We start from the raw sequence: 11,472 nt of genomic DNA on the forward strand, positions 1-11,472 counted from the left end.
TTCGACCGGAGACTAGGAGAGAAATGCTGCCGAGGCCGCCTTCCGCCGACCAGACCAGCCTGGAGGGCGGGCGAGGTCGACGCACTGCAGAGGAATGGTGATGGCACGAGTGAGCCTTGAGCGTCGGGCAGCAATCGGTGAGGCGAAGCGTGCCCGCACGCGGGCGGCGATCCTTGAAGCCGCGCGCGCCTGCTATGCCAACCCGGACACAGCCGCTGCGACAGTTGAGGCTGTCACCCAGGCTGCAGGGCTGGCGAAGGGGACTTTTTATCTGCACTTCCGGGACCTTCAGGCTCTGGAGGCGGAACTGGGCGATGCCCTTATCGCGGAATTGAGCGAGCGTTTGGAGCCGGCCCGCCTGGCGGTCGACAATCCGCTGACCCGCATGGCCACCGCCGTCACCATACTGCTTCGCGACCTGGCTGCCGCGCCAGCGCAGGCGCGTCTCGCCGCCCGCGCGGCCGTCATGCTGCCGGACGTCGCCAAGGCGGTGCAGGCTCGGCTGCGGGGCGATCTCGCAGAAGCCCAGGCCGCCGGCCTGCTGGCCGTCGGGTCCGTCGATCTCGCGGTCCGTATCGTTGTCGCGCTTGTCGAGCAGGCTTCTTCTCTTTTCAGCACGAGCAGGATTGACGTGACGGCGATCCCAGACATTGTACGCGCTGTCCTGCGTGCGATGGGATGCCCGCCGGGCGACGCGGCGAAGCGGACAGACGAGGCTGCACGCAACGCCGACGCCTTTGCCCAACGAACGTCCGCAGCCACAGGCGCAATTACGTGAGGGCCATGCCGATACTGTCCTCATCCAACGCGCCACCCGCGAATTCGGCACGTTGCTGATTGGCGAGTTCAGGGAGGTGGCGGGGCCGTGGTCCAACAATTCCGCCGTGAATCTGCCTGCTGAAGAAACCGCTGCACTGACGGCGAAGGCGGCAATTGCAAGGGCGTCGCTGACGTAGAAGCTCAGAGAGCGGCTCTCATGGTGTGGGGCTTAAGGCGCCGGGTGATCGCGGCCAAGTAGTACTACCCCGCCAGCGGAGGACCAACCCAAACGCCTTCCGGCACCGCAGGGATGCTGCTCACCAGCCCGTCAAGCATTCCCTGCAGGACGTTCTCAGTCATATCCTCCAGCTTGTCGCTGGGGCCAACGAGGCGGTCCACCAGCAGCAATGTGAGACCGTGCATCTGAGACCAAAAAACGAGAATCGCCCCATCGATCATGCGGGTGTTGGAGATCGGGCGTCCAAGGGCGCCGCAGGTAATCGCATCGACGATCAAGGCTTTCATGTTGTGGGCCGCAGTCCTTTCGATTATGGGACGTCCGTCGTCCTCACCGCCCAAGTATCCGCCAAACATCAATCTATAGAGGGCCGGATTGTTGATCCCGCCGCCGACGTATGCACGGGCCATGGCCGCCAGCCTCGCGCGCGGGCCGTCAAGCTCCTTCGTCGCTTCAGCCATGCGCATCGCCAGAAGTTCGAACCCCACCGCCGAGACGGCCGCGAGCAGGTCGCGCTTGTCGGCGAAGTGTTTGTAGGGGGCGTTGTGGCTGACGCCCGCCCGGCGGGCAAGCTCACGCAGCGAAAACTCCGTGCTTTGAGACTCGCTAAGGACTTCGAGTGCCGCCTCCACGATCGCCCTGTAAAGGTCGCCGTGGTGGTAAGGCCGGTTGTCTTTGGTGTCGATTAATTCGGTCATGTCCGTCACTTAGCCCTCAAAGTTGCTTATGTCAACATTTTGCGCCCGGAGATGTTGACATTGCCCACTCTTGTCTTTAAGTGGGCGGCGTCAACATTGGCTTGTAGCCCTGCTCGCCCTCAGCGGCAAACCCCGTAACAGAGGTTAAACTTCATGGACTTCCACCCCTCCGTCGGACATGAGACGCATCGTACAAAGGAGCGTCCTCCGTTCGAGCGTATCGCGCTGTTATTGCAAGGCGGGGGGGCGCTGGGTTCCTACCAGGCCGGCGTCTATCAAGCCTTGGCCGAAGCCGGACTGCATCCGGACTGGGTCGCCGGCATCTCGATCGGTGGCATCAACAGCGCCCTGATCGCCGGCAATCCGCCCGAAAAGCGAGTGGAGGCGCTCCGAAACTTCTGGGAGACGGTAACAGCCCCGGCTCAAGGGCTTGCCACTCTGTTTTCAGCAATGCTTGGCATGATGGGATTCAAGGGTGACGTCGAGCGCGGCCTGCTCAATCAGGCACACGCCTTTGCAACCTTGATGGACGGCGCGGCGGGCTTCTTCACGCCCCGTCCGGTGCCGCCTTTCTTTTCATCCTCGGGGAGCATCGAAGCAGAGAGCTTCTATGACGTCGCACCGCTCAAGGCGACGCTCGAGCGGCTGGTGGATTTCGACCGAATCAACTCGGGCGCCATGCGGTTTAGCGTCGGCGCGGTTAACGTGCGAACCGGCAACTTCGAATATTTCGACACCACGACCCACACCATCCGCCCCGAACACGTCATGGCGAGCGGCTCCCTGCCGCCAGGCTTCCCGGCGACGAGGATCGATGGCGAATGTTACTGGGACGGCGGCCTCATATCGAACACGCCACTGCAATGGGTCCTCGACAGCACGCCGCGCGAGGACACGTTGGCCTTTCAGGTCGACCTATGGAGCGCGCGGGGCGAGTTCCCGCGTGACCTCCTCGGTATCGAGCTACGTCAGAAGGATATCCGCTTCTCAAGCCGCACACGCAGTGCGACCGACCAGTTCAAGTCGCAGCAGCGGCTGCGCCGCGCACTCGGCCATCTCGTGGAACTCGTCCCCCAAGACGCTCTGATGCAAGCCGATCCCGAGATCAAGCTTCTTCTCGAGCAGGCGGACGAGAAGGTCTACAACATCGTCCAACTCGTGTACCGCGCGAAGAACTACGAAGCCAGCTCCAAGGACTACGAGTTTTCGCGCCTGACCATGGAGGAGCATTGGGCCTCCGGCTACAACGACGCCCGCCGTACACTGCGCCACCCCGAGGTGCTGCAGCGGCCTGCCACGCCTGACGGCGTGGCCATTTTCGACTTCGACTGACAACTCACCAGAAAGAAGAGCACGACCATGAAGATCGCCGCAGTCCGCGAGAACGCCTTCGCGATGCCGCTCAACAATCCGGCCTATCCCAGGCCGCCCTACAAGTTCTACAACCGGGAGTTCGTCGTCATCAACTACCGCACCGATCCGGAGGCTCTCCGCGCCGTCGTGCCGGAGCCGCTGGAAGTGATCGGCGATACCGTGGCCTATGAATTCATCCGCATGCCGGATTCAACCGGGTTCGGCGACTATACCGAGACCGGCCAGGTGATTCCGGTGCGCTTCACCACGCCGTCGGGCATTGTGCAGGAAGGCAGCTACGTGCATGCCATGTATTTGGATGACAACTCGCCGATCGCCGGGGGCCGCGAGATCTGGGGCTTTCCGAAGAAGTTGGCAACGCCGAAGCTCACGCACGAGCAGGAGACGCTGGTCGGGACGCTCCACTACGGCTCGGTTTTATGCGTGACGGCGACCATGGGATACAAGCACCGCGAGCTCCCCCACGAGCCGCTGGCCAAGGCGATGGCGAAGCCCGCCTTCATGCTGAAGATCATCCCACATGTCGACGGTTCGCCCCGGATTTGCGAACTCGTGCGCTACCACCTCGAGGACGTGACGCTGAAGGGCGCATGGGCCGGTCCCGCCGCCCTGCAGCTGTTCGAGCATGCGATGTGCGACGTCGCGCGGCTACCGGTACGGGAGGTCACCTCGGCCAGCCACTACATCGCCGACCTGACGCTTGGGCTTGGCGAGGTCGTGTTTGACTATCTCCAACACGATTGAATTTTCTTGGAACTGAAAGGAACTACCCATGTCTCGATTTGATGGAAGAGTGGCGATTGTCACCGGTGCCGCGAGCGGCATCGGCAAGGAGATCGCGCTCCGCTTCGCAGCCGAAGGTGGCATTCCCGTGATCGCCGACCTTAATCTAGACGCTGCGACAGCAACGGCTTCAGAGATCAAGAGCAAGGGCGGCGACGCGTTCGCCGTGGCGATGAACGTCGCTGACGAGGAAATGGTGGAAAAGGTGGTTGGCGAGGTCATCGCAAAGTTCGGCAAGATCGATGTGCTGGTCAGCAACGCCGGCATTCAGATCGTCAAGCCACTGGTCGACTTTCCGTTCGCCGACTGGCGAAAGCTGCTGTCGATCCATCTCGACGGCGCTTTCCTGACCACTCGCGCCTGTCTCAGGCACATGTACGCCGCCAACTACGGGCGGGTGATCTACATGGGCTCCGTGCACTCCAAGGAAGCCTCGAAGCTTAAGGCGCCCTATGTCACCGCAAAGCACGGACTGATCGGTCTGGCCAAGGTGGTGGCGAAGGAAGGGGCCGAGCACAACGTCACAGCCAACGTGGTCTGCCCGGGCTTTGTGCGTACGCCGCTCGTCGACAAGCAGATCCCAGAGCAGGCTCGGGAGCTCGGCCTAAGCGAGGAGCAGGTGGTCAAGACAGTGATGCTCAAGGACACGGTCGACGGCGAGTTCACCAGCGCCGACGACGTGGCGGACGCCGTTCTCTATTTCGCGGCCGCCAGATCAAATGGCATGACGGGCCAGTCGTTGGTCGTGAGCCACGGCTGGTTCATGGAGTAGGGTCGAGCAGGGACATACCGTCCGCGCACCGGTGGCTGGCCGGACGACGGCGGGCCCTCGGTGACCCGACCTGGCGGCGTGCCGGGGGCGATTTCGGCGCGTCCACGCCACGTGGCCGCGTCCGGCGCGATAACCGGTTTTTTTTAAGGAGAGGCTTTTGAACGCGTACATCTCAGCTCTGATGGGGCTCGTCGGCGTGGCGATGGGCGGTCTGGCCTCGTTCGCCACCACCTGGATCACGCAGCGGTCGCAGGTGAAGGAAAGGTATCGCGAGGTCGAAATCGCCAAGCGGGAGAAGCTGTTTTCAGATTTCATCGGCGAGGCAACCAGGCTCTATGGGGATGCGCTGAGCCACCAGAAGGACGACGTGTCCGACCTCGTGTTCCTTTATGCGTTGGTCGCCCGGATGCGCCTGATCTGCGCCCGTCCGATTGTGGATGCAGCCGAACTCACGATGGACCATATCATCGAAGCCTACCTTGCGCCCAATCTATCGCTTCACGAGATCGCTGACCTCGCGCGTTCCGGCGCGATGAACTTTCTTGCCGATTTCAGCGAGGTTTGCCGAATGGAATTGGCGACGAAGTGGCCACCTGTTCAATGATCGGACGACGGGGGAGGTCACCTGGCACACCACATTGTAGGGACGGCGGCTAGGTATGTTCTCGAATCTCTCCCGGATCTGCATCCTGGCGCTGTACGGTAACGGCAGGGCGCCCTCCACGCCAGATTGAGACGAGCGAGTGAAGCTCCTCCACCAAAAAATGTCCGGGACTCGTTGAGGTAATCGGATGGTACTAACGCAGTTCCTTTTTGCCGGCATTGTCAGCCTTGGCAACATCGCCGTTCATGCAGTCATCATGGTGCCCTTGGTGGCTACCGTGGATCGCGCGCTCAGATGGCGGCATCAGCTTCCCCAGGTGTGGCTCGCCGGCGTCATGATTGCCACCGTCTCTGTTCTCATGATGGCGCATGCCGTGGAGGTGACGCTCTGGGCGGCGACCTATGCATTGTTTGACGTCGCACCGCCAGGAGCCGACGACCTCTACTTCGCGTTCGTCAACTACACGACACTCGGCTACGGTGACGTGCTGCCCGTCGAGGGTTGGCGCCTCTTTGGACCGATAACTGCAATGAACGGAGTGCTGCTTTTTGGATGGTCAACTGCGGCTATATTCGAGGTTCTGACGCGCGCCATGCAACAGCGATCGGAAGCAAACGACAAGTAGCCTGCACGCAGGGGCTGGCCGGCAATGGCGCGGGGACGGATTGGCACAGCAAGTGTCCGGATGGGCAGCTCTTGCGGGTGGGCTCAGCGCAAATGAGGCCGCGAACCTGATCGGCTAAAGGCAAGAACTGCGCGAGCCGCAGGCGCCACTTCCATTCAAAACACGCGGCGACTTGTGACGCAGCGGTTCGCTTCGATGCGTTCGAGCAGTGCAAATCCGGTAATCGTGACGATTGCGATGAACGTAGAGGCCAAACCAAGCGCAATCACTGCTCTAGCCTTCGTGATAACCCATCCCGGTCCTGGAGGAGGGAAGCGGTTGAGGGTTCGTTCAAAGCAGCATTGTCGAGCATGGTCTCCGCCAGCAGCCGCTTCAGTTTCGTATTGGACGGCGGAACAGCCTCCTCTGCTCGCATTGCCGGTAGCCCGGCAAATCCCACAAACACACCGAGCGAACCGGTTTGAACGCTGTTCCCGAGGACCATGGTCGTAAATGTCGGCCAACGCGGCAGGAATTCGCCACAAAATCCAGTGCCCAAGCCGAACGCTCGGCGACGCTCGTCAAAGACGGTCATATCTGAGCCATTGCAAGCTCTCATCCGAATCTCTCTCACTTACACTGCACAGTGCAGTATATACTGCACTGTGCAGTGTAAGGCAAGCCGGATTAGTTCGGCGATTTCGCATAGAGAGGACAATTCGACCGCTGAAATTCGCCCGCTACCAGCAACGAAGCCACCTGCCTGATCACTCCCAAGGCACCTGGGCGATCGACGGTGGGGCAATCGGTTTTGGAGACGCCGAGTTTCCGCTGCGAAGCGCTTCAAACAGCAAGTCTGCTCTGGTGGATCTTCCCGGGTTTGGCGGTGGAACCTGTGTATCTGGCTTGATACCCCGACCAGTTCACGGCAGACGTTCATCAAACCCTGCCAGCGTGTCCCGAGATGGAGGGCTAAGATCAGCAGCACCCAATCGCGATCGGAGGCAGACGATGGTCACAAGGTGATATTGTAGATAGCATCCATCTTGCGCTTCGCGACGTTGCCAAACGAGCCTCGACTGAAGACAGGTCTGCGCGATGACCAACACAAACAAGGCTGCTCCAACAAGCTCCTGCCAAAGGTTATCGAGCCACCAGTAGCCAGGCGACAAACAACCCGACTTCATGGGATCAGGCAGAGGCTGAAGACTTGGAAAATCTGAGAGAATTTGCCTCAGCACCAATGATGATCGGTGGGTTTTAGGCCACGACGAGGCGACTATTACAGTGGTCGTCGTTCACCGTGGGAACCCTCGTCGGACGGTCAAGAGACGACAACTACCCTGAATGCTTTGATTATGATGCTGGACGCCCGACCGCAAGGCAAAGGCCGCGAATCCTTCGGAGCCCGTGGAAGACGTTGACACCTGATACCCACATATTCAACGCGGCCGCGAACCAACACGTCTCAACCCGTCTCGTGAAACGAAGAGGTGTGCGCCGCGGCGGACGAACTCGCTAACTGGCCCCACGGCTGCTGCGTGCCTTCGACCGCGGACGCCGGTATCGTTGCAGAAACATCTGGACTGTTTCTTCAACGACCTCGTCATTTGGAAAGGGTAGACTTTCACGACCGATCATCCAGGGCCATAGAGACAGCTCGTTCAGCATCCCCATGAACTGGTGCGCAGCAAGCGCCGGACTGCGGCAGTCCAGGATACCCCGAGCCGTCTGGCTGGTGAGATACTGCACCAGCCTCTCGGTGCGGGGCTCCATCACCGCGGCAAACTCCTCTGCGATCCAGGGCAACTGGCGGGAGTCGGCGACAACCATGCGGAGAAAGCCGGAGTATTCCGGCTGCTTGTGAACGTCCAGAATCAGCCGCGCCACGAGGCGGAGCACATCCTCCACCTCGCCGTTTGATTCCATCCCGGAGGGAAACGTGTCCTCAAGCTGCCCTGACACTCTGCGGAGCATTTCCCGAAAGATGTCTTCCTTGGTTGCGAACTGGTTGTAGAGCGTCCGTCGTGCAACGCCAGCAGCCTTTGCCAGGTCGTCCATGCTGACGAAGCCGAAGCCGCGCTGCAGGAACAAACGCCCGGCGGCCTCGATAATGGCCTCCCGCGACCCTCCATGCCGGGATTTCGGCCCGACCTCGGTTGGACTATTGCCAGCGCGCATAGCACCCCCTCTGCACCAATGAGTGCATTCACCTATACTGCACTCTGAAGTGCATCGCAAGGCGGATGCGTCGCCGATCCCGCCCACGTCGCCTTCTGAAGTCGGCTCTAGTTGCCACGAGGTGCGGCCGAGACCACAATGTTTTCCTGGACACCATAGACGACCCGCAAATTGGCCGCGGCGGCTTGAAGCCAGTCAACCGCACCTTCGGCAGTCCATGCCGTGCCATCCGGCGGCAGACTCTGAAACAGCCCCAAGATCAAGGGGTTGATGGGCGTGCTGCCGCCGCTGTTGGTCTGCACCGGACCGCCACTCGCACCGCCAACAGATGAGCCGGAATCGCCCTGAGGCCGATTGGCGACATAGGTCCCGCCGCCCTCAGAGGCACCTTCAATCGCAGACGTGCCCCCAGAAGTTGAGGACGTCCGATGTGACGACGCCGAAGACGTCCCGGGAGACGAAGCCGTAGACGTCCCCGAGGACGAAGCCGAATAAGCTGCGCGAGAGGAATCCGTATAAGATCCAGACTGGTATCCATTGGACGCAATCGCAGCCCCGGTAGCGACCCCGGTCGCATACCCGCCGGCCAGGTAGGCTGCGCGACGATAGTCTCCACGGTCATAATAGCCACCACCATCGCCTCCGACCACGTAGTCTCCGCCGCCATAATATCCACGCCCGAAGTATCCGTTGCCATTCCCGGAGACTTTGACATCTCCGGAGTTGCTTACGGTGATATTGCCTGCGTCCTTTGCGGCGATATTGCCTCCGGAGTTCAGGAAGGCTTGGTTCCCATTGATGTTACCGCCCGAATTCAAAGTACCGCGAAGATTCTGGGACAAGTTGTTGCCCCCGCGGCCGGGCCCTTCAGCCAACTGCCCCTTTGCGCCACCAACATTTGGCGCGCCGGACGGGAATGCGTGGTTGGCCGGGGGACGATTGTGGGCGCTAAGCGGCGGACGGGAGTGGTTGATCATCGGTGCACGCGGCGTGCCGCCCATCTGCGGGCGCGGCATTGCGCCTGCGGGCGGACGGGGCGGCCCGCCGGCCGGCAAGTGAGGCGGCCCGCCTGGCGGCGGCGCAAACTGGCCAAAGGCAGTGCCCGACGTCGCGAAGGTTATCGCGAGAAGAGCGGCATAGGTCCGCTTCATATGGCACATCACTTTGCCCCTTCCGATGTCGTGGCGGCCGAATTGAGATCGATCTTCTCCGCACCGGCGGGCGGATGAAAGGAGAAGTCGGAGTCGGACGGGCGCTCGTCCGTGTTCCAGTTCGTGAACTCCGCAATGAAACTGGGTTCGCCCGGAAGCGTCCGATAGGTGACGACCAGGCGATGCGGCGTGGCCGCGCTGTTGTTCTCGACCCACAATTCCAGGTCGATCCCCGACTTCTGCGCGAAAAACAGATGTCTGCACTCGATGTCGTCGACGTTATCCGTCCCGACCTGCCGGGCGAACATGGCGTCGTCGAGAAGGACTTTGTCCGGAGAGGCTGCAAAAAGCGCGCCGAGCGGAAAATCCACGGCCAGGTTGCTTGCTACTTCATCAAGCGCGGACGGTATGTCACCCGATGCGGGGATCACCACGTACTTCTTGCTGCCGGGAAAGAAGACCGAGGCGGTCTTGCCGTCGTAGAACAGACTGTGCTGGCCGTCATCGCCAGAAAACTCGACAGCGATCCGATCGGGACGGTGCGCGGCGATTTTCATCGTATGGAAGATGTGAAGAGGTCGCCCGGATTCGTCCAGATAGACCCTGATGGTTCGCGCCGTAGTTGACAGGTCTCTTGCCATGAGGGTCTTGCCCATCTGCGAAACTGCGATGGCGGCTTCTTCACTGATTGCCGGTTTCAAGGGCGCAGCCGGTTCATCGGCCCGTGCCCCGGACCAAGCGGCGCACGCCAAAGCGGCCCCGACCCCAACGGTGCAGACGACGTTCAAGAATGCGGGCCTCCTCGGCAGTGCACCGGAATTCGACCGCGGTAGCGACGCGGCTGTCGCATGCGCGTTCATGAGGCTGTGATCCCGGCCGCTTGGGTTGAGGTCTCCGCCGTTGACCGATGGATTCACAGTCACCTTATGTTGCCGTGCTTTCCGGACGACGGCCCCTGCACCGTTCCAAACTTTCATTTCATATATCCTTTGAATTCAGTATTGCACTGCAGAGTGCATTCGCTCTATATTGCACAGTGCAGTGCAATACAAGGACAAAATAATGGCGAGCGGCATTTATGTTGCGCTTGTCAACTTTTTCTTTTATCGATGTTGACATTGCCCACTCCAAGCTCTAAGTGGACGTTGTCAACATGGGCGATGGCCCGCAGAAGCAATTCAATTGGAACCGCGGCGAAACGCCGGCGCCCAATCCATTCGAAAACCACACCGGAGCAAAAGCAATGCAGTCTTCCCGATTGCTGGGAGTTGGTCTCGCCTGTGCAGTTCTGGCTGCCTGCGATGAGAAAGCCGCAGTGGCCCCGCCGCCGCAGCAGGTCCGCGTCGTTGCAGCGGCGGAGACCCGCTACCAACCGGGAGCTGAGATAACCGGCGAGGTGAGAGCGCGGGTCCAGACTGAGCTCTCGTTCCGCGTCAGCGGCCGGGTTGTTGAGAGAATGGTCGACGTCGGGTCACACGTCCACGCTGGCGACGTCCTGGCGCGGCTCAACGACACGGAACAGCAGGCCGACGTCAATGTCGCCCGCGCCGCGCAGGAGTCCGCGCAAGCCGTCCTCGCGCAGAAGACGCTGGCGTTCGAGCGGTCGAAGTCGCTTTTGCAATCGCAGGCCGTGCCACGGGCGGTCTTCGACGACGCCCAGAAGGAACTGCTGAGCGCGCAGGCTTCTCTGGAGGCGGCAGAGGCCGCGTTTGCGACCGCCCAGGACGCTCTGTCCTACACCGAGTTGAGGGCGGCCGCGGACGGCATCATCACCGCGCGCAGTATCGAGACGGGGCAGGTGGTGTCAGCGGCGCAGTCCGCCTTCACCCTCGCCCATGACGGTCCCAGGGATGCGGTGTTCGATGTCTTCGAGGCGTTCTTCCTCGACGGCCGGCCGCTGAACGACGTCGATGTGGCGCTGGTCTCGGATCCCGCGCACGACGTGCATGCCGGCATTCGCGAGGTCTCTCCCGTGATCGACGGGAAGGGCGGCACGATCCGGATCAAGGTCGGCCTTCAGGAGGCCGAGCAATGGCCGCTCGGAACGCCGGTGGTGGGGAAGTTGCGGACCTCCCAGCGCGAAGGAATCGTGTTGCCCTATACCGCAATCGCCTCCGCCGCAGGCGAACCAGCCGTGTGGCTCGTCAACCCCAAGAACCATTCGGTTTCGCTCCGCAAGATATCCGTGGGCCGGTACCGCCAGAACGATTTCGTCGTCACCGGCGGCGTGGCGGCGCCAGATGTGATCGTCACTGAAGGCGGCAAGTTCCTGAAGGAAGGCCAGGCAGTTGCCTGGGAAGGCAAGTGA

Annotated in this window: 12 protein-coding genes; 8 read left to right on the forward strand and 4 right to left on the reverse strand. The window is 61.4% G+C overall.

Annotated elements, in window-relative coordinates; translation table 11 throughout:
- Positions 1–100 precede the first annotated feature (100 nt).
- Positions 101–778 (forward strand): TetR/AcrR family transcriptional regulator, encoded by a 678-nt coding sequence (locus BN77_RS17700; RefSeq protein WP_007534375.1) that lies wholly within the window; start codon positions 101–103, stop codon positions 776–778.
- 242 nt (positions 779–1,020) lie between these two features.
- On the opposite strand, the gene BN77_RS17710 is transcribed toward BN77_RS17700, so the two are convergent.
- The gene (locus BN77_RS17710) at positions 1,021–1,695 is read right to left on the reverse strand and encodes a TetR/AcrR family transcriptional regulator (protein ID WP_007534377.1); all 675 of its coding nucleotides are present in this window, start codon (positions 1,693–1,695) and stop codon (positions 1,021–1,023) included.
- Positions 1,696–1,848: 153 nt separating this feature from the next.
- Here BN77_RS17710 and BN77_RS17715 point away from each other — a divergent pair, with 153 nt between their 5' ends.
- The 5 genes from BN77_RS17715 to BN77_RS17735 all read left to right on the forward strand — a co-directional run bounded on the left by BN77_RS17715 (position 1,849) and on the right by BN77_RS17735 (position 5,853).
- Complete coding sequence (locus BN77_RS17715) at positions 1,849–3,027, forward strand: DUF3734 domain-containing protein (protein WP_007534379.1); 1,179 nt, start codon at positions 1,849–1,851, stop codon at positions 3,025–3,027.
- A gap of 27 nt (positions 3,028–3,054) precedes the next feature.
- The gene (locus tag BN77_RS17720; RefSeq protein WP_007534381.1) at positions 3,055–3,813 is read left to right on the forward strand and encodes an acetoacetate decarboxylase; all 759 of its coding nucleotides are present in this window, start codon (positions 3,055–3,057) and stop codon (positions 3,811–3,813) included.
- Between the two features lie 28 nt (positions 3,814–3,841).
- Positions 3,842–4,624, forward strand: a complete 783-nt coding sequence (locus tag BN77_RS17725) for a 3-hydroxybutyrate dehydrogenase (protein ID WP_007534384.1) — start codon at positions 3,842–3,844, stop codon at positions 4,622–4,624.
- Between the two features lie 157 nt (positions 4,625–4,781).
- Complete coding sequence (locus BN77_RS17730) at positions 4,782–5,228, forward strand: hypothetical protein (protein WP_007534387.1); 447 nt, start codon at positions 4,782–4,784, stop codon at positions 5,226–5,228.
- Positions 5,229–5,415: 187 nt separating this feature from the next.
- Positions 5,416–5,853 carry a potassium channel family protein gene (locus BN77_RS17735; RefSeq protein ID WP_007534389.1) on the forward strand — a complete coding sequence of 146 codons (438 nt, stop codon included), beginning with the start codon at positions 5,416–5,418 and terminating at the stop codon, positions 5,851–5,853.
- Between the two features lie 1,497 nt (positions 5,854–7,350).
- Here the strand turns inward: BN77_RS17735 and BN77_RS17745 are convergent.
- The 3 genes from BN77_RS17745 to BN77_RS17755 all read right to left on the reverse strand — a co-directional run bounded on the left by BN77_RS17745 (position 7,351) and on the right by BN77_RS17755 (position 9,820).
- Positions 7,351–8,013 (reverse strand): TetR/AcrR family transcriptional regulator, encoded by a 663-nt coding sequence (locus BN77_RS17745; RefSeq protein ID WP_007534391.1) that lies wholly within the window; start codon positions 8,011–8,013, stop codon positions 7,351–7,353.
- 107 nt (positions 8,014–8,120) lie between these two features.
- A complete protein-coding gene (locus BN77_RS17750) occupies positions 8,121–9,173 on the reverse strand; it encodes a hypothetical protein (RefSeq protein ID WP_040677359.1) in 1,053 nt (350 codons plus the stop codon).
- Entirely contained in the window at positions 9,173–9,820 is a 648-nt protein-coding gene (locus BN77_RS17755; protein WP_244426191.1) for a DUF2092 domain-containing protein, read from the reverse strand. Before BN77_RS17755 ends, BN77_RS17750 begins: the two co-directional genes overlap by 1 nt.
- A gap of 13 nt (positions 9,821–9,833) precedes the next feature.
- Between BN77_RS17755 and BN77_RS34855 the strand changes: the two genes are divergently transcribed.
- Both BN77_RS34855 and BN77_RS17760 read left to right on the forward strand, forming a co-directional pair.
- On the forward strand, positions 9,834–10,034 hold the full coding sequence (locus BN77_RS34855; protein WP_244426192.1) for a hypothetical protein: 201 nt from the start codon (positions 9,834–9,836) through the stop codon (positions 10,032–10,034).
- Between the two features lie 373 nt (positions 10,035–10,407).
- Positions 10,408–11,472 (forward strand): efflux RND transporter periplasmic adaptor subunit, encoded by a 1,065-nt coding sequence (locus BN77_RS17760; protein ID WP_040677897.1) that lies wholly within the window; start codon positions 10,408–10,410, stop codon positions 11,470–11,472.

The organism is Rhizobium mesoamericanum STM3625 (genome assembly GCF_000312665.1).
GTDB lineage: Bacteria > Pseudomonadota > Alphaproteobacteria > Rhizobiales > Rhizobiaceae > Rhizobium > Rhizobium mesoamericanum.

What these genes read in the sequence shown, in the direction of transcription:
- BN77_RS17725 (WP_007534384.1), top strand. Translation starts at nt 3,842, where the DNA reads ATGTCTCGATTTGATGGAAGAGTGGCGATTGTCACCGGTGCCGCGAGC.
- BN77_RS17710 (WP_007534377.1), bottom strand. Translation starts at nt 1,695, where the DNA reads ATGACCGAATTAATCGACACCAAAGACAACCGGCCTTACCACCACGGC.
- BN77_RS17700 (WP_007534375.1), top strand. Translation starts at nt 101, where the DNA reads ATGGCACGAGTGAGCCTTGAGCGTCGGGCAGCAATCGGTGAGGCGAAG.
- BN77_RS17735 (WP_007534389.1), top strand. Translation starts at nt 5,416, where the DNA reads ATGGTACTAACGCAGTTCCTTTTTGCCGGCATTGTCAGCCTTGGCAAC.
- BN77_RS17755 (WP_244426191.1), bottom strand. Translation starts at nt 9,820, where the DNA reads ATGGGCAAGACCCTCATGGCAAGAGACCTGTCAACTACGGCGCGAACC.
- BN77_RS17720 (WP_007534381.1), top strand. Translation starts at nt 3,055, where the DNA reads ATGAAGATCGCCGCAGTCCGCGAGAACGCCTTCGCGATGCCGCTCAAC.
- BN77_RS17715 (WP_007534379.1), top strand. Translation starts at nt 1,849, where the DNA reads ATGGACTTCCACCCCTCCGTCGGACATGAGACGCATCGTACAAAGGAG.
- BN77_RS17760 (WP_040677897.1), top strand. Translation starts at nt 10,408, where the DNA reads ATGCAGTCTTCCCGATTGCTGGGAGTTGGTCTCGCCTGTGCAGTTCTG.
- BN77_RS34855 (WP_244426192.1), top strand. Translation starts at nt 9,834, where the DNA reads ATGGCGGCTTCTTCACTGATTGCCGGTTTCAAGGGCGCAGCCGGTTCA.
- BN77_RS17745 (WP_007534391.1), bottom strand. Translation starts at nt 8,013, where the DNA reads ATGCGCGCTGGCAATAGTCCAACCGAGGTCGGGCCGAAATCCCGGCAT.
- BN77_RS17750 (WP_040677359.1), bottom strand. Translation starts at nt 9,173, where the DNA reads ATGTGCCATATGAAGCGGACCTATGCCGCTCTTCTCGCGATAACCTTC.